Here is an 18,741-nt window from a genome sequence, read left to right on the forward strand (position 1 = left end):
GGGAGAGCGTATGTCGAGAAAATTTTACATCTATTTACAAAATTGAAGAAACCGCTCGATGATGAGGGCTTTCGCCTCGGAGAGTGGTAAATCCGTTTCGAACCCCGCGGCGTGCACGTGCCCTCCCCCTCCGAACTCCCGCGCGAGCGCCCCTACATCGAGGAACACCTTCGATCGGAGGCTCACTTTGCACCTGCCGTTCGGTTCCTCGCGGAGGGCGGCGAGGGCCTCGCAGCCCTCTATGTCGAGGACGAGGTGGTAGAGGAGATCCGACTCGCGATGCTCGTCGGAGAACCGTTCCCTGTCGGCCCTGGTCTCGCAGAGGATCACGAACTTCCCATCGCAGAGGGGCTCCATGCGCTCCAGCATCATCCCTATCCACCGCCGCGAGAGGAAGCTCTGCCCTCCGTTGATCGCAAGGGAGAGTGTGCGTGGGCTTATCCCGGCATCCACCAGACGGGATGCGGCCCTGAACGCCTCACCTGATCCCTGCTCGAGGAATCTGAAAAACCCCGTATCGGTGGCGAGTCCGTAGAATAGGTAGAAGGCTTCCTCCTGGGAGATGTTCCCCGCCATCGCCTCTATGAGGAGTTGGACGAGGAACGTGGTGGAGGGAGCCGAGGGTTCCACCCACCGCAGGTCTCCGAAGGGTGTTCCGGCGCTGTGATGATCGATCACCAGCGTGGGGTGTCTGGATATGAGATCCCGGAAGGGACCCGTGCGTTCCGGGCTCGAGGTGTCCACCACCACGATCCCCACCTTCTCGAGAAATGCCAGCTCTTCTTCGTCGAATCGAGTCTTGAAGAAGGGGGCGAACTGCCGCACCTCGGCTGAGGTGAAGGGCCCGGGCGAAAGGGGGAGGGGTTTCTTCCCCACCCTCCCGAGAAAGAGGGAGAGGGCCATCTGAGAGCCCACACAATCGCCGTCCGGATCCTTGTGACCTATGACGAGGATGTGCTCTCGTTCCTGTATCCAGTCTATCACGTCCTGCGGTACCTGCATGCGATCCTTCCGGCCCCATCATACACGGGTTTCCACAAAATGAGAACAGCCGGGATGGTCCCGGCGCTTTACGAGGTGTCCGCTCGTGATGAAAGACTCCTCATCCCCTCTCCCGGGAAGGAAGGGGGCTCGAGGAAGGGGCGTGTTCCTGGTTCAGAACTCCATCTGGAGGGTATCGACCTCGAAGAGGGCCGACACATCCTCGGTTCGGGGCAGGATCCCCCAGCCGGGGTGATCGGGTTTTTCGGGGACGTAGAGGATCACCTTGAAGAACTCGCCCTTCTTCCAGTAGATGCTCATGTACGGAAAGGCGGGATCGTTCCCCGGGACGATGACGGCCTTTTTCTCGGCGACCCAGGAGAGGGGGATGTAGACTTCACCGATATCGAGGTTGCTCTTCACGTAGAGCACCTTGTACCCTTTTTCGTGGGCATACACCTTGGTCACGTACACCGTCTTCACGTAGAGGTCCGAGGGCAGCACTTCGGCGATGAGCAGATGGCCTGCAACCAGGAACAGCAGGAATCCTGCAAGACGACGCATGGTCTTCATATCCGGAGCCTCCTTGAGGAATGGTAAGGACTTCCTCCTCTTATGATTATAAAAGATACCATACGATAATCAAGCGGAATTCGAAAAAAGGGGGCGATTCCGGGCTGGAATACCATGGCCGTGTCGATCTATAGTGTTGAGAAAACCATCGGCAGAGGAGGGAGAGATGCAGATCCTTGTCACCGGCGCACGGAGAGGCCTGGGGCGGGCCCTCGTGGAAACGTTCCTTGAACGGGGACATAGCGTGCATGCCTTGGGGAGGAGTCTCTCGAAGGAACTGGAGGCGCTCGTCGAGGCCCATCCCGATCGGTGCTTCTTCTATGCGGTCGACGTCACCGAGGAGTCGCAGCTCGAGGCGGTCCGTCGGGAGGTCGGCGAACGCGTGGATGCGATCGACATCCTGGTGAACAATGCGGGTGTCCACCTCGAGCAGGACAGGCCCGACCTCTCCCGGGTGGATTTTTCCGTGTATCTTCCCACGTTCCTGACCAACAGCGTGGCCCCTCTCATGGTGATCCGCGCGTTCCTCGATCTCATACTCAGGAGTCCCAGGAAGTGGATCGCCAACATCTCTTCGGAGGCGGGATCCATAGGGAATTGCTGGAGGGAGAGCGAGTACTCCTACTGCATGTCGAAGGCCGCTCTCAACATGGCCACCCGGATCCTCCAGAACCGCCTCGGCAAGGAGGGGGCGGTGGTCCGCTCGATCCACCCGGGGTGGTTCAGTTCCGACATGGGAGGTGCCGCCGCCCCCATCACCCCCGAGCAGGCGGCGGCGAAGGTGGCGGATGTCATCCTCACCCTCCCCGAGCATCCCCTCTACGTGGACCTCGAGGGCAAGGCGCTTCCCTGGTGATCAGGTCCTGAGTGTGAACGGTGTCTCGGGGAAGAGTACGGCGAGGGCCTCGGCGAGGGATTCCACGAAGACGAACGAGAGCCTCTGACGAACCTCCCGGGGAACGTCGGTGAGGTCCTTCTCGTTCTCTTTCGGGAGGAGCACCGAGGGGATATCGTGTCTGTGGGCGGCGAGGACCTTTTCCTTGATCCCTCCCACCGGGAGTATCCGGCCGGTGAGGGTGATCTCACCGGTGATGGCCACATCGTGGCGAGGGGGAATCCCTGTGAGCACCGAGAGCATGGCGGCCGTGAGGGTGATGCCGGCCGAGGGACCGTCCTTTGGGATTGCCCCTTCGGGGACGTGTATGTGTATGTCCCGGCGGGAGAAGATCTCGTCGTTGAGATTGAAGCTTCTCGCGTGGGCCTTGAGGAACGAGAGACCGGCGAAGGCGCTCTCCTTCATCACGTCACCCAGGCTCCCGGTGAGGATGAGATCCCCCCTTCCCTCGAAGGAGACCGCTTCCACGGGCAGGAGCCTGCCCCCGAGTTCGGTCCAGGCAAGGCCGTAGGCGAGCCCTACTCGAGGCTCGAGGGGCCTGGTGTTCCGGGGGATCCGGGGCGGGCCCAGGTAGCGTTCCACGGCCTTCGCCGTGATCACCTTGGAGAAGGGGCGCCCCTCCTTCTCCGGGTGCACCTTCTTCTCCACCACTTCGGTGGCGATCTTCCGCATGATCCTCCCGATCGTTCGGTCGAGTTCCCTCACTCCCGACTCGAGCGTGTAGTGGTGGATCACATGGTATACGGCCTCCCTCCTGAAGGTGATCGCGGCCCAATCGAGGCCGTTCTCCTTCTGCTGCCGGGGGATGAGATGGTTCACGGCTATATGGAACTTCTCCACGTCCGAATAGCCCGAGACCTCTATGATCTCCATCCTGTCCCTGAGGGGGTAGGGTATGGTGTGGAGTGAATTGGCCGTGGTGACGAACATCACGTGGGAGAGGTCGTAGGGGACTTCGAGGTAGTGATCCACGAATGCGTGGTTCTGTTCGGGGTCGAGCACCTCGAGCAGGGCGGAGGCCGGATCTCCTCGAAAGTCGCTGCTCATCTTGTCGATCTCGTCGAGGAGGAAGACCGGATTGATGGAACCGGCCTTCTTCATAGTCTGGATGATCTTGCCAGGGAGGGCTGCCACGTAGGTCTTCCTGTGGCCCCGTATCTCCGCCTCGTCGCGGACTCCGCCCAAGGACATACGGACGAAGTTCCGTCCCAGGGCCCTTGCGAGCGATCTGCCGAGCGAGGTCTTGCCGGTTCCCGGAGGTCCCACGAAACAAAGGATGGGGCCCCGACTCTCCTCGGAGAGCTGTCTCACCGCGATGAACTCGAGGATCCTCTCCTTGACCTTCACGAGGTCGTAGTGATCCTCGTCCAGGATCTCCTGGGCCCTCCGGATGTCCTTGCTGTCCGTGGTGCGTTCTGTCCAGGGAAGGTCCACTATCCACTCGAGGTATGTCCGCAGTACGCCGGCCTCTGGTGAGAGCGGTTGGAGCTTCTTGAGGCGGTCGAGCTCGCGTTCTGCCTTTGTCTGCACCTCATCCGGGAGGACTTTCGCCTTGAGGCGTTCCTCCAGATCTTTGAGTCCTGCAGGGTCGTCCACGTCCTTGCCGAGCTGCCGCTGTATCTCCTTGAGTTGTTCCTGGAGTACGTATTCCTTCTGACTCTGCTCCATCCGCCGCTTCACCCTGGCGGTGATCTCCTGTCTGAGGGAGAGCACCTCCTGCTCTGCCTTGAGTTCCTCGCCGAGGCGGGAGAGGTACTCCCTGGGATCTTCGAGGGCGAGGAGTGCGGCCTTGGTCGCGGTAGGAAGCGGAAGGTGGTGGAGTATCGAGGAAAAGAGGACGAGGGGAGAGTCGGTCTGCTCGACGGTCTCCTTCACCTTGGGGGGGATACCCCCTGCGTTCCGGGCGTATTCGAGGAATTCCTCCCGCAGGAGGCGCATGAGAGCCGCCACCTCATCGGTGAGCTCGAGGTTCTCCTCGAGAGGTTTGATCTGGGCCCTGAGGGGGATGGTGAGGCTGGTGAACTGCTGGATACGGGCGCGCTCCAACCCCTGCACGATGATACGGACGTGCCCTTCCCTGTTCTGCTGGAGGTGGATGATCTGTCCGATGGTCCCCACCTCGTACACTGCCTCGGGCTTGAAGTCCGGGGGGGCCTCCGGTTTCGCATGACAGAAGAAGAGTCGGTTCTGGGCATGGTCGCGGGCCTCCAGCACGGCCTGAATCCCGATGGGTTTCTCGCTCGCCATCTGGATGCCCATCCCCGGGAGCAGTACCGTATCCCTCACCGGGATCACCGGGAGGATGAGCGATCCGCGGGTGCGGTTCCTCTCGAACAGCTTCATGCGCTCTTCTTGAGGAGCTGGATTTCCGGTTTCTGTTCTCCCAGTACCACGTCCCTGGTGATGACCACCCGTTTGGGACCGGGGATCGAGGGGATCTCGTACATCACGTCCATCATGATGTGCTCGAAGATGGCCCTGATGCCGCGCGCCCCCGTCTTCCTGTGTATGGCGAGATCCGCGATGGCCTCGACTGCCTCGTCCTCCACCACGAGATCCACGTCGTCGAGTTTGAGCGTGGCTTTGTACTGCTTGAGGACCGAGTTGCGGGGTTCCTTGATGATCCTCACCAGGTCCTCTTTCTTGAGCTCCCTGAGGCCCACGTGGATGGGGAAGCGTCCCACGAACTCCGGAATCATGCCGAACTTGATGAGGTCGTCGGGGTGCATCTGTGCGTAGAGCTCGGCCAGGTTCTTCTCCCGCCTGGACTTCACCTCGGCGCCGAAGCCCATGGGGTGTTCGCTCACCCGGCTCTCTATGATCTTGTCGAGCCCCACGAAGGCGCCGCCCGCGATAAAGAGGATGTTGGTGGTGTCGATGCGGATCATCTCCTGGTTGGGGTGCTTCCTCCCCCCCTGAGGGGGAACGGCGGCCACGGTACCTTCCACGATCTTGAGGAGGGCCTGCTGCACCCCCTCTCCCGAGACGTCGCGGGTGATGGAGATGTTCTCGCCCTTCTTGGCGATCTTGTCGATCTCGTCGATGTAGACGATACCCCGCTCGGCGGCGGCGATGTTGTTGCCCGCCGCCTGGATGAGCTTGAGGAGGATGTTCTCCACGTCCTCACCCACGTACCCCGCCTCGGTGAGGGTGGTGGCGTCCGCGATGGCGAACGGTACCTTGAGCTTCTTCGCGAGGGTCCGGGCGAGGAGGGTCTTTCCGCTCCCTGTGGGACCGAGGAGGAGGATGTTCGATTTTTCGAGTTCCACGTCTTCGGAGAGTTTGTGGCCGTGGAGGATGCGCTTGTAGTGGTTGTAGACGGCCACCGAGAGGACCTTCTTCGCGTGGTCCTGGCCGATCACGTACTGATCGAGGTAGGAGTGTATCTCCTGGGGTGTGGGGAGTTCCTCGGTGAGTTCCCAGGTGAGGTTCTCCTCCTCTTCGTCGATGATGCGCTTGCACACATTGACGCACTCGTCGCAGATGTACACACCCGGCCCTGCGATCAGCTTACGGGCGTACTGGACGCTCTTGCCGCAGAACGAGCAGGCTCTGTCATTTTTCATGACGCGACTCATGTTTACTCCGTATGAGGATGTCGTCGATGAGGCCGTAGGCCTTCGCCTCCTCGGGCGTCATGTAGTAGTCACGCTCGAGGTCTTGTGCCACTTCCTCTTCGGGGCGGCCGGTATGGCGGGCGAAGTAGTGGATGAGGAGCTTTTTGATCCTCACCATCTCCCGCGCCTGTATGGAGATGTCGGTGGCCTGCCCCTGCACGCCTCCCCAGGGCTGGTGGATGAGGATGCGGGATGAGGGGAGGGCGAGTCGCTTCCCGGGGGTGCCTGCGGTGAGGAGGAGCGCCCCCATGGAGGCCGCCTGACCGAGGCAGATGGTCTGCACATCGGGTTTCACGTACTGCATGGTATCGTAGATCGCGAGACCCGCGGTGACCGATCCACCAGGGGTGTTGATGTACACGCTGATGTCCTTCTCCGGATCCTGGGATTCCAGAAACAGGAGCTGGGCCACCACGAGATCCGCGGTCAGGTCGTTGATCTCCCCGTCGATGAAGACGATACGGTCTTTGAGGAGACGGGAGTAGATGTCGTACGAGCGTTCCCCCATCCCGGTTTGCTCTATGACGATGGGAACCAGATGGCTCATCCTTTCGTTCATCTTCCTTCCTTAGGTGGTGTATTCTCGTATTAAATTACTCATTTGCCCCTACCAAGTCCACAAACGGGACCTTGGGACCCTTCTTTACCTTGATCTCTTCCAGGAGCTGGTCGAAGAGCTTTCGCTCCTTGAGGTCATAGCGGATCTGTTCCAGTTGTCCCATCTGGGCGTAGTAGGCCTTCACCTGGTCGGCCGACGCCCCCGCGCCCTCGGCTACTTCCTTGAAGAAGGTCTCGAGTTCATCATCGGAGACCTCTATCTTCCTTTCCTCGATGAGCCGGGTGATGATGAGCCGCTTCTTGAGGGCCTCTGTGGCCGAGGGTTTCCACTCCTCGTAGATCTGTTCCCTGGTCTTCCCATCCTGTTCCAGCACCTTGTCGAGCGCCTCCACCGTGGTGCGGTACTGCTGGGCGAGCTGCTGGTAGGATGCGTCCATCTCGGCCTTCAGCATGGAGGCGGGGATGGGTATCTCGGTACGCTTCGCGAGCTCGGTGAGGAACTGGTCGATCTTCTTCTGTCGGATGACCGCCTTGGCCTGTTCCATGAGCCGCTCCTCGATCGCCTTCTTGAGGTCGTCGAGGGTCTGGTAGGCCTCGTCTATATCCTGGGCGAACTCGTCGTCGAGATCCGGCAGGCGCTGTTCCTTGATGGCCTTGATCTCCACCTGTACGGTGATCGTCTTGCCCCTGAACTCCTCGAACCGGTAGTCCTCGGGGAACTCCTTGGTGATGGTACGAACCTCCCCTTTCTTCGCACCGATGAGATCGTCGTCGAACTCGTAGAGATTGTACCTGGTCCCCACGGTGAAGACGTAGTCCTCTCTCCGGGACTCTTCCACGGGGTTGCCTTCCCCGTCGAGCTCCCAGTAGTCCACCGTGACGATGTCACCCTCCTTGACCTCGCCGTCCTGCTTCTCCACCACATAGGAGTTCTGTTTCCTGAGCTTCTCGAGCTCCCGCGCGATGTCCTCTTTCGAGATGGTGACCTTGGGCTCTTCCACCGTGATGTCGCTGTAGTCGGGGAGGGTGAACTCGGGGTACACGTCGTACTCCACGGTGAAGGTGACGTCCTTGGAGAAGTCGGTGGGGAAGTCGGAGGTGAGGGAGGGAACGGAATAGGAGAGCGGTTTCTCCTCTATCTGGTCGAAGGCCTCTCTGAGCCCTTCCTGTATGAGGCGTTCGGCGGTTTCGTAGCGGAGCCCTTCGCCGAACTTCTTCTCCAGGATATACGTAGGCACCTTGCCCTTCCGGAAGCCGGGTATCTGCGCATCCTTCTGGAGTCGGGCGAGCAGCTCGTCATACATCTTCTGGGCATCGTGCTGATCGATGGTGATGGTGAGGCGTACGGCCGAATTGTCGAGTTTCTGAATCTCCTTGTCCTTGATCACAGTGGTCCATCCTTTCGATACGCTTTGTTATGGAAGGGAATATAGCAAAAAAAAGGCGATCTGGAAAGGACCAGATCGCCAAGCGGGAGACGGGACTTGAACCCGCGACATCCACCTTGGCAAGGTGGAGCTCTACCACTGAGCTACTCCCGCACTTGGAGTGGTGAACCTGCGAGAGAAGGGATTCGAACCCTTACACCCGAAGGCACTAGATCCTAAGTCTAGCGTGTCTACCAGTTCCACCACTCTCGCACGTGTGCGAGGAGTATAGTAGCGAAAAGCCCGGTATGTGTCAAGAGCTGCTGCCGAGAAGATGCGGGCAGGAGACAAAAAACAGGCCCCCTTTCGGGGGCCCTCGTGAGCCGTGAAGGGATCGAACCTTCGACCCGCAGATTAAGAGTCTGCTGCTCTACCAGCTGAGCTAACGGCCCACAGTACTTCACGCGCCTGGTAGGATTCGAACCTACGACCCACGGATTCGAAGTCCGGCACTCTATCCAGCTGAGCTACAGGCGCATGCTGGATGGGTGGATGACGGGACTTGAACCCGCGACACCCAGATCCACAGTCTGGTGTTCTACCACTGAACTACACCCACCCTCTTTGCGGGTGTAAATGTGCAAAAATTCGGGTCGTTTGTCAAGTCCTATCGGCTGTCTCTACGATACTATGGGAAGGCCGGCTCTGTCAACCGGAGAGGCCTGCAAGCACTGTCAAGGAGGAGTGTTGAAATTGAGCTGGAGCTGATAAGGGGTGCGTCTCCCAGCCTGCGAGTGTATCTGCATGCCCACCACGTAGAGGCCTACCGCCTCATCCGCATGGGCTCGGCTCATATACCCAGGATACCTCCGCAGAAAGCTTCTCATGTGCCGAAACATGTTCTCCGCAAGGTTGCTCGTCCTCACCTTCTCCTTCCACTCATAGGGCAACTCCAGATAGGAGAAGAGCCGGTCCTTCCGCCACAGGAGCGCGGCGGTCATCCGCGGCGCACGGGCTCCCCACTCTTTCCAGAACCCCTCAAGGGCCTTCTCCGCCTCCTCCTTCTCTCGTGTCTCTAAGAGCTTCCGGTAGGCATCCCGAAATGCCCGCCGCCTCTCCTGTACGTGCCTCTTCTCCCTTTCGCTCAATATCCTCCAAGACCGTCTGATCAAAGGTCTTCTGTATAGCAACCAATGCATGTACGTTGACATACTTCATGGGGTATCGCCTTCTCTCTTTGGTGTGGTGGAAGGAGATGCCCTTTATCTTTTTTCCATACTTCTTTCAATCCACAATGGCACAACCCCTGGGAGGCCCAAGAGGAGGGTGTATATCCCCCCTCACCTCGTTGCACAGGGACGGGGAGGCGGGTATACTCGCCCCATGCAGAGCATCGTCCTGGTGGGGCTCAAACACGTGGGCAAGACCTCGGCCGGCACGTCGCTCGCCCGACTCCTCGGTCTTCCCTTCTTCGATGTGGATGAGGAGCTCGTGCGCATCCACGAGGCCGAGACAGGGACCAGGAGGTCGGTGCGGGAGATCTACCGGCTCCTCGGCAAGGAGGGGTTCAAGGAGCTCGAGCGAAAGGCGGCGCGCTTCCTCGCCACCTGGGCCCCACACCCGTGCGTGATCGCCACCGGCGGGGGGATCTGCGACAACCCCGAGGCCCTCGCGGCCCTCAAGGAGCGGGGGGTGGTGGTCTACCTCCAGGAGGAGCCCCGCATCCTCTACGAGCGCATCCTTGAGGGGGGACTGCCGCCCTTCCTCGAGGGGCCAGACCCCTGGGCCGCCTTTCTCTCGCTCTACGAGCGCCGGCACACGGCCTACCTCGCCCAGGCCGACCTGGTGGTCCACGCACGGGGCATCTGGGAGGACGAGCTCGCACGCTCGATACTTGCTGCACTGGAGGAACACGGCTATGCCAGGAAATAGCTTCGGCACGCTCTTCAGGATCACCACCTTCGGCGAGTCGCACGGCCATGCGGTGGGCGTGATCGTCGACGGGGTGCCTCCCCTCCTCGACCTCTCGGAAGAGGACATCCAGAAGGAGCTCGACCGCCGCAAGCCGGGTCAGTCGGAGGTGGGCACCCCGCGCAAGGAGTCGGACATCGTCCACATCTACTCCGGGGTCTTTCAGGGCAAGACCACGGGCACCCCGCTCATGATGATCCTCTACAACCAGGACACGCGGCCCGGAGACTACGAGGCCATCGCCCGCCTCTTCAGGCCAGGTCACGCCGACTACACCTACCACAAGAAGTACCGAATACGCGACTACAGGGGGAGCGGTCGCGCCTCGGGGAGGGAGACCGCAGCCCGGGTGGCCGCCGGGGCCGTGGCCAAGAAGATCCTCGCCCAGCGGGGGATCTCCATCATCGCCTACACCCTGCGGGCTGCAGGCATCCAGTGCCGCACCTTCGACCCCGTCGTGATAGAGAAGAACCCCATGCGGGCCTGCGATCCGGAGGCGGCCGAGAAGATGGTGGAGCGCATCCGCACGATAAAGGAAGAAACCGACAGCGTGGGGGGGATCGTGGAGTGCCGGATCAGGGGGGTACCGCCGGGGCTCGGGGAGCCGGTCTTCGACAAGCTCGACGCCGACCTCGCCAAGGCCATGCTCTCCATCGGTGCGGTGAAGGGGATCGAGTTCGGGGCAGGGTTCAGGGCGGCCGACATGAGGGGAAGCGAACACAACGACCAGATGAACGCACAGGGCTTCCTCACCAACAACGCGGGAGGGATCCTCGGCGGCATCTCCACCGGGGAGGAGATCGTCTTCCGCGTGGTGGTCAAGCCCACCTCCTCCATCGCACGACCGCAGCGCACCATCGACATCGACGGCAACGAGACCGAGATCATCACCGAGGGCCGACACGATGCGTGCATCTGTCCCAGGATCGTGCCCGTGGTGGAGGCCATGGCCGCCATCGTGATCGAAGACCACTACAAGCGCCAGGAGGCCATGTGGAAGTAGGGTGCATTGAAGCCCGGCCGGCGATGTAGTATCCTCGATGCAAGATGAGCACACGACGGCGCCCGCCTCGTGAACGGGCCTCTGACAGGGCCTACCGCACCATCAAACAGGCCATCATGGAGGGGAAGCTCCCGTGCGGCACCCGCCTGAGCAAGCGGGGCATGGCCGAGTTCTGCGGTGTGAGCGTCATCCCCGTGGTGGAGGCGCTCAACCGCCTCGAGAGCGAGGGGCTCGTGGAATCCCACCCCTACTACGGCTCACGGGTCATCGTCCCGAACGAGGAACAGCTCGCCGACATGTACATCCTCCGTGAGGCGGTGGAAGCCCAGGCCGTGAGGATCCTGTGCTACACCATAGGAATCGACGAGATAGAGGCCCTCAGAAAGACCGCCGCCTACGTGGACTCGCTCGCAGGCAAGGCACACGAGGATACGGATTTCGACGAGGCGCACTACTCCTTCCACTTCGAGCTCGTGAAACTCACCCGGAGCACGCTCCTCCTGGAGAGCCTGGAACGGATCCACCTCTTCACCCTGCTCGTGAAATCGGAAGAGAAGTACCAGGAAGTGCCGCTCATAAAGGAGTACTCACACCTCGACGTGGTGAACGCCATCGCCCGCCGCGACCCCGACGAGGCTGCCCGTACCATGCGGCGCCATATCTACCGCTCGTATCTCGTGAGTCCACCCCTGTGGGCAGAGCTCGACCCTCCGGAGAGGTAGGGGCTCTCCTCCACATAGAGACGCGGGACCCGACGGGAGACCGCACAGGTGATCTCGTAGGGAATGGTGCCCACAAGACGGGCAAGCTCCTCTGCCGAAGGCCCCGAAGGATCGGGACCGAAGAGGACCACGCGATCGTATCGGCGCACCCGGGGGTGGGGACCCACATCCACCATGAACTGGTCCATGCACACCCGCCCCACCACAGGGTAACGCCTCCCCCGTATGAGCACCTCGGCCCGTGAAGAGAGGAGCCTGCTGTAACCGTCGGCATAGCCTGCGGCCACGGTGGCGATCCAGGTATCACGCGGTGCGCGCCACGTGCGGCCGTAGGAGACAGGGGTGCCCTTCCGCACCTTCTTGAGAAAGACCACCTGCGAGACGAACTCCATCACCGGGAGGAGGGAAAGGGTTCGCTCCTGCTCCTCGGAAGGATAGTAGCCGTAGAGGGAGATCCCTGGTCTCACCATGTCGAGCCAGGAAGGAGGATGCCCGATAATCCCTCCTGAGTTGGCCGCGTGGAGCAGCCCCGGCGAGATCCCCCGCGCCCTCACCCGCCCCACCACCTGGAGAAATCGCTCCACCTGGGCCTCGGTGAACCCGTCATCCGCCTCGTCCGACGAAGGGAAGTGCGTCCACATCCCCGCAAGCTCCAGCACCCCCGCCCCCTCCACCTCCTCCACCACCCCCACCGCCTCCTCAGGCGCACACCCCGTCCGCCCCATCCCTGTATCCACCTCCACGTGCACCCGCACCCTCCTCCCCTTCGCCCTCGCCACCCTCGCCACCTCGCGCACATACTCCCTATCCCCCACCGCGAGCTCCAACCCCGCCTCCACCGCGAGCTCCAGCCCCGCACCATCCGTGAGCCCCAGAAGCAGCACCCTCGCCCCCACCCCTGCCAGCTCCGCCCCCTCCTCCGGCGTGGCCACCCCAAGCATCTCCACCCCCTCCTCCACCAACACCTTCCCCACCTCCACTGCCCCATGGCCGTACGCATCCGCCTTCACCGCCGCACACACCATCCGCCCCTCCCCCACCCGCCGCCTGATCTCCCGCAGGTTGTGCCTGAGGTGTGAGAGATAGATCACCGCATGCGTCCCACGCACCCCCACCTCCTACACCGCCCCCAGGGTGGCGAGCATCACCGCCTTGATGGTGTGGAGCCGATTCTCCGCCTCCTCGAACACCACCGAGTGCCGGCTCCTGAAGACCTCGTCGGAGACCTCCATCTCCTTTATGCCGAAACGCTCGTACACCAGCCGCCCCATCTCGGTATTCGTATCGTGGAACGAAGGGAGGCAATGGAGGAAGAGCACCTCGGGATTCCCCGTCCGCTCTACGAGGGCCATATCGACCCTGTACGGCTCGAGGAGCCGGATCCGCTCCTCCAACCTGTCCTCCTCGCCCATGGAGACCCACACATCCGTGTAGAGGGCATCCGCCCCCTCAACCCCATCGAGGTCATCGGTGATCTCGATACGGGCCCCGGTCCCCCGCGCCACCTCCTCTGCCCGTGCGAGAAACTCCTCATCCGGAGAGAGGGCAGGAGGACAGACCGCCACGAAGTGCATCCCGAGCTTGGCCGAGATCACCAGCAGGGAGCGGGCCACGTTGTTCCGGGCATCCCCTACGAAGACCAGCCTCACCTGCGAGAGTGGCTTGCGGACGTATTCCTCTATGGTCATCACATCGGCGAGGGCCTGCGTGGGGTGGCACTCATCGGTGAGCCCGTTCCACACTGGAACCCCGGAGTAGCGGGCGAGCGCCTCCACCGTCTCCTGGGCATACCCCCTGAAGCCGATCCCATCGTAGAACCTGCCGAGCACCCGCGCCGTATCCTCGAGCGACTCCTTCTTGCCGAGCTGGCTGTTGGTGAGGAACGTCACATGCGCCCCCTCGTCCGCAGCCGCCACCTCGAAGGCGCAGCGCGTCCTCGTGGAGGTCTTCTCGAAGATGAGGACCACGTGTCGCCCCTCCAGGAGTCGTCTCCTCACCCCCGCCCTGCGCAACCCTTTGAGCTCGTGCGAGAGCCGGAGGAGATACCGGATCTCCTCGGGCGTAAAGTCGAAGAGCGAGAGGAACGAACGTCCTGCAAGGTTGACCCCCATGGGTTCCCTCCTCCTGCCGGAAAAAGATACCCACAAGAGTAGCCCGGTTTTCCCTAAGAAGGCAAGGAGGGGGTGGACCCCCATCTTGCCAAAGACCTCCGATTCGCGTACTATATACCTGTATCGTGGGGCTGTAGCTCAGTTGGCTAGAGCGCATGGTTCGCATCCATGAGGTCGTGGGTTCGACTCCCATCAGCTCCACGAAAAGGCCTGCCCGTGTGGGCAGGCCTTTCTCGTCTCCCTCCTCAGGTCTCAGCCGGCCATCTCCTTGATCGCCTGAGAGACGTCGAGCGAGTAGTCGCCCACGTGCTCCAGATGTCGCACCACGTCCATGAAGAGGAGCTCGCCCCTCACGTCGGCCCCTTTGGTGAGCTTCTTCCTCGCCCGTTTCCTCAGGGAGTCCCGCATACCGTCGATCCGCTGCTCGAGCCTGTAGGCGTGCTCCACATCGTAGGCCGCCAGCTCTCCCGAGAGATAGCTCACGTTGTACCGCAGGAAGTCGAGGATGATCTGGAGGTAGTCCTGCAGCTCCTCCATCCCCCTTTTGTGGAAGGGGATATCAAGGTCACCCCGCTGCTTGAGGAGCCGCGCCACCCGGTAGAGGCTGTCGCTCATGCTCTCGAGGGCCCGGCTTATGAGCTGATACGCCATGAGTCGCTTCGCCTGCTCCTCAGCCATCGATTCGGTCGCGCACCTGGTGAGGGTCACGTGGATGGCTTCCTCCATCTCATCGAAACGCAGCTCCATCTCGCGGGCCTGTTCCGCCATCCGGTCGAGGTCGGCGTCGTCCCCTCCCAGGGAGTGGAGGATCACCAAGGCCATGTCGAAGACACGCTCGGCCATCCTGGAGAGGGCCTTCTCTATCAAGACCAGGTTGGACTCGAGGCTCTCGGGGAAGGGCGAGGCCACGAGCACCAGCTCTTCTTTCGCCGCCTCCTCCGGGAGGATACGCCTCAAGAGCGCGGCATAGGGCTTCACGAACCAGATGAACAAAAAGGTGTTGATGATGTTGAACATGGTGTGGAAGGCCGAAAGATGGTAGGTGACGAGCCCGGCGTCACTCACCGGCCCTGGCACCACGATGTCCACGAGCTTCACGAACCACGGGAAGACGGCCAGCATCCAGAGCACCCCGGTGACATTGAAGAGGGTGTGGGCGTAGGCGATCCGTTTGGCCTGGCGGTTCATAGGGATGGAGGCGAGGAGCGCGGTCACCGTGGTGCCGATGTTCTCACCGAGCACCGCGGCGCACGCGAGGGGAAACGAGATCCACCCCTTGTAGAGCAGGGTGAGGGTGATGGCCACCGTGGTGCTCGAGGACTGGAGGATCATGGTGGCAAGTGTCCCCAGGAGGACGAAGGCGAGCACCGAGAGGAAGCTCTCATGGTGGAAGAACCTGAAGAACGTCGCGCTCTGTTCGGTCACCTGCACATCGGGCACCTGGTCCTTGATGATCGAAAGCCCCAGGAACACCAGGGAGAACCCGAAGAGGGCCTCCGCCACTTCCCTCACCTTCTCGCTCCTGTTGAACATGAGGGGGAGGGCGAGGGCGAACACCGGGAGCACGAGGGATGAGAGGGAGAATTTGAAGCCGAAGAACGAGACGATCCAGGCGGTGAACGTCGTCCCGATATTGGCGCCGAAGACGATTCCGATTGCCTCCTCCAGGGCGAGGAGGCCCGCGTTCACCAGGCTCACCACGAGCACCGTGGTGGCCGAAGAGCTCTGGACCACCGAGGTCACAAACGTACCGGAGAAGACTCCTTTAAGGGGCGTGTCGCTGAACGACTTGAGCACCTTCCGGAGTCGCCCGCCTGCGCGTTTACGCAGCCCCAGGCTCATGAGGCGCATGCCATAGAAGAAGACCGAGAGGCCTCCTATGAAGTTGATGATCTTCCACACTGCCGCCATTGACTCGCTCCTTCACGCAAGATAACGGGCATCACCGTGCTCCCGGAACAGACCCATGAGCCGCTTCTTTGCCTTCTTGAGCGGGAGTACGGTATCCAGCACCTTCTCCTTCGAGGAGAACTTCACCGCCCCCGAGAGCTCGAGGTACTCGTACCCGGTCTCCGGGGTCACGATGAAAGGGGGAAACCCCTCGCTCACGAGGAGGTAGTTCACCAGGATGTTGCCGGTCCTGTGATTCCCCTCTACGAAGAGCTGGGGGTGACTCAGGCACTTTATATAGAACTCCGTGATGAAGGCAAAGGGGGGGAGCTTTCCCCTCGCCTTGCGCACCCAAGGGAGGATGAGGTCGATGTTCTCCTGGTAGCGCCTGCGGGTCTCCTCGATGTGGAGATGGAACGAGAGACGCGTGGCGGGGTCGTTCCCGCACATCACCAGGTGGTTCACCTCGAGGAGGGCGTAGAGGCCTGCAGGGGAGAAGATGTCGATACCCCGGGAGAGGAGACGGTTGAGGAACTGGTAGGCGAGGAGGATGTGCTCGAGCAGGGTGTCCGTGAAGTCCTCACGCTGCACGGAGAGACGCCTGTTGATCGAGGGGAAGGCCTTCTTGAAGGCGTGCAGACTCTCCCTGATGCGGGGGATGCAGAAGGTTCCTGCAATGGGCATTGTTCCCTACTGTAAGGAGAAAGAGGTGCCGATGTCAAGGAAACGAACCGCCTCTTCTGCAACACGGCTCCTCGTGATATCATAGCCGTGTGAACAGGGCCGACAATCTATTCGACGCAGCGAAATCCCTGCACGACGAGCCGCTGGCCGCCCGCATGCGTCCCCGTACCCTGGACGAGTTCGTGGGACAGGAGCACATTCTCGGTCCGGGGAGGCTCCTCCGTCGGGCCATCCAGGCCGACAGGCTCTCCTCGGTCATCTTCTACGGCCCGCCCGGATGCGGCAAGACCACCCTCGCCCGGGTCATCGCCAACCACACCAAGAGCGCCTTCCTCTCGCTCAATGCGGTCTTGAGCGGTGTACAGGAAGTACGGGCGGCCATAGAGAAGGCCAGACAGGAAATGGCCTACCACGGTCGGCGCACCATCCTCTTCGTGGACGAAGTCCACAGGTGGAACAAGGCCCAACAGGACGCCCTCCTCCCCTGGGTGGAGAACGGTACGGTCATCCTCATAGGAGCGACCACCCAGAACCCCTACTTCGAAGTCAACTCGGCCCTCATCTCGCGGAGCAGGATCTTCCAGCTCACACCCCTCACACGCGAGCACCTCAGGACCATCGCCGAACGAGCCCTCAAAGACCCGGAACGGGGCTATGGCAAGTACCGGATCATCATGGACGACGATGCACTGGAACACCTCATCACCGTAGCAGACGGCGACGCGCGGACCCTGCTCTCGGCCATCGAACTGGCGGTGGAGACTACCCCGGACACCTTCCCCCCGCCTGAAGGAGAGGTGATCCACATCACCCGCGAGGTGGCGGAAGACAGCATCCAGCGCAAAGCCGTGCTCTACGACAAGGAAGGAGACTTCCACTACGACATCATCAGCGCCTTCATCAAGTCGCTCCGCGGCTCCGACCCCGACGCGGCATTCTACTGGCTCGCCCGCATGGTGGACGCAGGGGAGGATCCCCACTACATCTTCCGGCGCATGCTCATCCTCGCATGCGAAGACGTGGGCATGGCCGATCCACACGCCATCACCGTGGTTCTCTCCTGCGCCCAGGCCTTCGACCGGGTGGGGCTGCCGGAGGGGCAGTACCACCTGGCCCACGCCGCACTCTACCTCGCCACGTGCCCCAAGAGCAACTCGGTGCTCGGTTACTTCGACGCACTCAAGGCGGTACGTGAGGAAAAGACCCATGAAGTGCCGCGTCACCTCAAGGATGCCTCCAGAGACGCGAAAGGCTTCGGCCACGGAGACGGGTATCTCTACCCCCACTCCTACCGCGAGCACTGGGTGGCCCAGAACTACCTCCCCAGGGAGCTGAAAGGCCGCGTCTTCTACCAACCCAGCCAGCAGGGATACGAGGCCAGGATCAGGGAAGAGGTGCTACGACGACGGGAACTCCAACTCACAGCGGCCGCCCAGGTGGAAGAGGAGGTCCTCACCTTCACCCCGGAAAAGGGGATGGAGGAATGGTGGCGGAGGACCGAGACCGATCTCCGACCTCATCTCGAGGAGCTGAGGGACCACATCTTCCAACGCGCACAGATCGTCCGGCACCATCGGGTCCTCGTGGCGGAACGACCGGCCGGCTTCCTCGTGTGGGAGGCGATCCGGAGGGCCCCGGAGGGACAGGTGGTGTGCGCCGTCTCGTCGGAGGAGGAGGCCCAACGGATCAGGCACCAGGCAGCCGGCATCGACGACCTGCTCGCCCCCGTCCTCCTCGTGGACACAGGCCCCCTCCCCACGTGTGTGCAAGAGGCGAGACTCGGGTATCAGACCTTCGAGCGCATCCTGGTACGCAACATCCTCGGGCCCTCACCCGACAAGGAACGCCTCCTCGCCGACCTCGCCTCGCTCCTGGAACCCGGGGGGATCGCCGTGTGTGCCGAAGCCTTCTTTCGCGCATCCCAGCGCCTCTCCCCCCTCGTTCCCTGGCGAGGCGACGAGACCCCACTCCGCGAGGCCCTCACCTCGGTGGAGGAGCACCTCTTCACCAATCCTGAGGACCCCAGAGTCAACTGGGACCAAGGGACCCTCACCGAACTCGCCAGGCGTGCTGGACTCGCACTCACTCAGGTGGCACGCTACGAGTACACCACCAAGCGTACCCTCACCAGAGAGGATGTCCTCAGATGGGTGGGTGATCCCAACAGAGGCTACGGGCTCCACCTCGCCACCCTCGAGCCTGCCCTCGCGACCGCCATCAGGCAGAAACTCCTCGAGACGCTCCCTGGCAGGGAAGTACCCTGGCGGCGCCCGATACTGGTCTTCAGGCTCTCTCCTGCCTTGTCGATGTCCCGATTGACACGATGAAGGGGGTGGGCATACGCTCCTCTCCAAATCGGTATGAGGAGG

Annotated in this window: 15 protein-coding genes, 6 tRNA genes and 1 pseudogene; 6 read left to right on the forward strand and 16 right to left on the reverse strand. The window is 61.8% G+C overall.

The features are described from left to right. Positions 1-30: 30 nt before the first annotated feature. Positions 31-1,002 carry a DHH family phosphoesterase gene (locus STHERM_RS02855; protein ID WP_013313384.1) on the reverse strand — a complete coding sequence of 324 codons (972 nt, stop codon included), beginning with the start codon at positions 1,000-1,002 and terminating at the stop codon, positions 31-33. Between the two features lie 153 nt (positions 1,003-1,155). Then, entirely contained in the window at positions 1,156-1,554 is a 399-nt protein-coding gene (locus STHERM_RS02860) for a hypothetical protein (protein WP_013313385.1), read from the reverse strand. A 166-nt stretch (positions 1,555-1,720) separates the two neighbouring features. Here STHERM_RS02860 and STHERM_RS02865 point away from each other — a divergent pair, with 166 nt between their 5' ends. Next, complete coding sequence (locus STHERM_RS02865; RefSeq protein WP_013313386.1) at positions 1,721-2,410, forward strand: SDR family NAD(P)-dependent oxidoreductase; 690 nt, start codon at positions 1,721-1,723, stop codon at positions 2,408-2,410. Here STHERM_RS02865 and lon read toward each other — a convergent pair whose 3' ends face one another. From lon to STHERM_RS02915, 10 genes and pseudogenes are all read right to left on the reverse strand, one after another. Continuing rightward, positions 2,411-4,792, reverse strand: a complete 2,382-nt coding sequence (gene lon, locus STHERM_RS02870) for an endopeptidase La (protein WP_013313387.1) — start codon at positions 4,790-4,792, stop codon at positions 2,411-2,413. Then, positions 4,789-6,027 (reverse strand): ATP-dependent Clp protease ATP-binding subunit ClpX, encoded by a 1,239-nt coding sequence (gene clpX / locus STHERM_RS02875; protein ID WP_013313388.1) that lies wholly within the window; start codon positions 6,025-6,027, stop codon positions 4,789-4,791. Before clpX ends, lon begins: the two co-directional genes overlap by 4 nt. Continuing rightward, positions 6,005-6,625, reverse strand: coding sequence for an ATP-dependent Clp endopeptidase proteolytic subunit ClpP (clpP, locus tag STHERM_RS02880; RefSeq protein ID WP_013313389.1), 621 nt, complete (start codon positions 6,623-6,625; stop codon positions 6,005-6,007). The genes clpX and clpP overlap by 23 nt, the downstream gene beginning before the upstream one ends. A 34-nt stretch (positions 6,626-6,659) precedes the next feature. After that, the gene (gene tig / locus STHERM_RS02885) at positions 6,660-8,012 is read right to left on the reverse strand and encodes a trigger factor (RefSeq protein ID WP_013313390.1); all 1,353 of its coding nucleotides are present in this window, start codon (positions 8,010-8,012) and stop codon (positions 6,660-6,662) included. An 81-nt stretch (positions 8,013-8,093) separates the two neighbouring features. Continuing rightward, positions 8,094-8,165, reverse strand: a tRNA-Gly gene (locus STHERM_RS02890). A 17-nt stretch (positions 8,166-8,182) separates the two neighbouring features. Then, positions 8,183-8,264: transfer RNA gene (locus tag STHERM_RS02895), tRNA-Leu, on the reverse strand. A gap of 106 nt (positions 8,265-8,370) precedes the next feature. Beyond that, positions 8,371-8,443: transfer RNA gene (locus STHERM_RS02900), tRNA-Lys, on the reverse strand. A gap of 11 nt (positions 8,444-8,454) precedes the next feature. Beyond that, positions 8,455-8,528, reverse strand: a tRNA-Arg gene (locus STHERM_RS02905). Between the two features lie 10 nt (positions 8,529-8,538). Then, a tRNA-His gene (locus STHERM_RS02910) sits at positions 8,539-8,610 on the reverse strand. Between the two features lie 115 nt (positions 8,611-8,725). Further along, a pseudogene (locus STHERM_RS02915) lies at positions 8,726-9,176 on the reverse strand (transposase); the annotation flags it as partial. A 198-nt stretch (positions 9,177-9,374) separates the two neighbouring features. On the opposite strand from STHERM_RS02915, the gene STHERM_RS02920 reads away from it, so the two are divergent. From STHERM_RS02920 to STHERM_RS02930, 3 genes are read left to right on the forward strand one after another with little or no spacing between them, the layout of a single operon-like run. Continuing rightward, on the forward strand, positions 9,375-9,923 hold the full coding sequence (locus tag STHERM_RS02920; RefSeq protein WP_013313392.1) for a shikimate kinase: 549 nt from the start codon (positions 9,375-9,377) through the stop codon (positions 9,921-9,923). After that, positions 9,910-10,965, forward strand: coding sequence for a chorismate synthase (gene aroC, locus STHERM_RS02925; protein ID WP_013313393.1), 1,056 nt, complete (start codon positions 9,910-9,912; stop codon positions 10,963-10,965). Before STHERM_RS02920 ends, aroC begins: the two co-directional genes overlap by 14 nt. 44 nt (positions 10,966-11,009) lie before the next feature. After that, positions 11,010-11,687 carry a GntR family transcriptional regulator gene (locus STHERM_RS02930; protein WP_013313394.1) on the forward strand — a complete coding sequence of 226 codons (678 nt, stop codon included), beginning with the start codon at positions 11,010-11,012 and terminating at the stop codon, positions 11,685-11,687. Here STHERM_RS02930 and alr read toward each other — a convergent pair. Both alr and argF read right to left on the reverse strand, forming a co-directional pair. Further along, complete coding sequence (gene alr, locus STHERM_RS02935) at positions 11,627-12,796, reverse strand: alanine racemase (RefSeq protein ID WP_237223338.1); 1,170 nt, start codon at positions 12,794-12,796, stop codon at positions 11,627-11,629. The two genes, STHERM_RS02930 and alr, sit on opposite strands and share 61 nt — an antisense overlap. Before the next feature lie 9 nt (positions 12,797-12,805). Then, positions 12,806-13,798, reverse strand: coding sequence for an ornithine carbamoyltransferase (gene argF, locus STHERM_RS02940; protein WP_041623192.1), 993 nt, complete (start codon positions 13,796-13,798; stop codon positions 12,806-12,808). Positions 13,799-13,925: 127 nt separating this feature from the next. Here argF and STHERM_RS02945 point away from each other — a divergent pair. Beyond that, positions 13,926-13,999 (forward strand) — tRNA-Ala (locus STHERM_RS02945). 51 nt (positions 14,000-14,050) lie between these two features. On the opposite strand, the gene STHERM_RS02950 is transcribed toward STHERM_RS02945, so the two are convergent. Next, the gene (locus STHERM_RS02950; RefSeq protein ID WP_013313397.1) at positions 14,051-15,709 is read right to left on the reverse strand and encodes a Na/Pi cotransporter family protein; all 1,659 of its coding nucleotides are present in this window, start codon (positions 15,707-15,709) and stop codon (positions 14,051-14,053) included. Positions 15,710-15,721: 12 nt separating this feature from the next. Continuing rightward, entirely contained in the window at positions 15,722-16,372 is a 651-nt protein-coding gene (locus STHERM_RS02955) for a hypothetical protein (protein WP_013313398.1), read from the reverse strand. Positions 16,373-16,461: 89 nt separating this feature from the next. On the opposite strand from STHERM_RS02955, the gene STHERM_RS02960 reads away from it, so the two are divergent. Continuing rightward, the gene (locus STHERM_RS02960) at positions 16,462-18,699 is read left to right on the forward strand and encodes an AAA family ATPase (protein ID WP_013313399.1); all 2,238 of its coding nucleotides are present in this window, start codon (positions 16,462-16,464) and stop codon (positions 18,697-18,699) included. Positions 18,700-18,741 lie beyond the last annotated feature (42 nt).

The organism is Spirochaeta thermophila DSM 6192 (genome assembly GCF_000147075.1).
Lineage (GTDB): Bacteria > Spirochaetota > Spirochaetia > Winmispirales > Winmispiraceae > Winmispira > Winmispira thermophila_A.

Coding starts and splice junctions, on each gene's coding strand:
- aroC (WP_013313393.1), top strand. CDS start 9,910: ATGCCAGGAAATAGCTTCGGCACGCTCTTCAGGATCACCACCTTCGGC.
- clpX (WP_013313388.1), bottom strand. CDS start 6,027: ATGAGTCGCGTCATGAAAAATGACAGAGCCTGCTCGTTCTGCGGCAAG.
- argF (WP_041623192.1), bottom strand. CDS start 13,798: ATGGGGGTCAACCTTGCAGGACGTTCGTTCCTCTCGCTCTTCGACTTT.
- STHERM_RS02955 (WP_013313398.1), bottom strand. CDS start 16,372: ATGCCCATTGCAGGAACCTTCTGCATCCCCCGCATCAGGGAGAGTCTG.
- STHERM_RS02920 (WP_013313392.1), top strand. CDS start 9,375: ATGCAGAGCATCGTCCTGGTGGGGCTCAAACACGTGGGCAAGACCTCG.
- STHERM_RS02930 (WP_013313394.1), top strand. CDS start 11,010: ATGAGCACACGACGGCGCCCGCCTCGTGAACGGGCCTCTGACAGGGCC.
- lon (WP_013313387.1), bottom strand. CDS start 4,792: ATGAAGCTGTTCGAGAGGAACCGCACCCGCGGATCGCTCATCCTCCCG.
- STHERM_RS02950 (WP_013313397.1), bottom strand. CDS start 15,709: ATGGCGGCAGTGTGGAAGATCATCAACTTCATAGGAGGCCTCTCGGTC.
- clpP (WP_013313389.1), bottom strand. CDS start 6,625: ATGAACGAAAGGATGAGCCATCTGGTTCCCATCGTCATAGAGCAAACC.
- STHERM_RS02855 (WP_013313384.1), bottom strand. CDS start 1,002: ATGCAGGTACCGCAGGACGTGATAGACTGGATACAGGAACGAGAGCAC.
- STHERM_RS02860 (WP_013313385.1), bottom strand. CDS start 1,554: ATGAAGACCATGCGTCGTCTTGCAGGATTCCTGCTGTTCCTGGTTGCA.
- STHERM_RS02865 (WP_013313386.1), top strand. CDS start 1,721: ATGCAGATCCTTGTCACCGGCGCACGGAGAGGCCTGGGGCGGGCCCTC.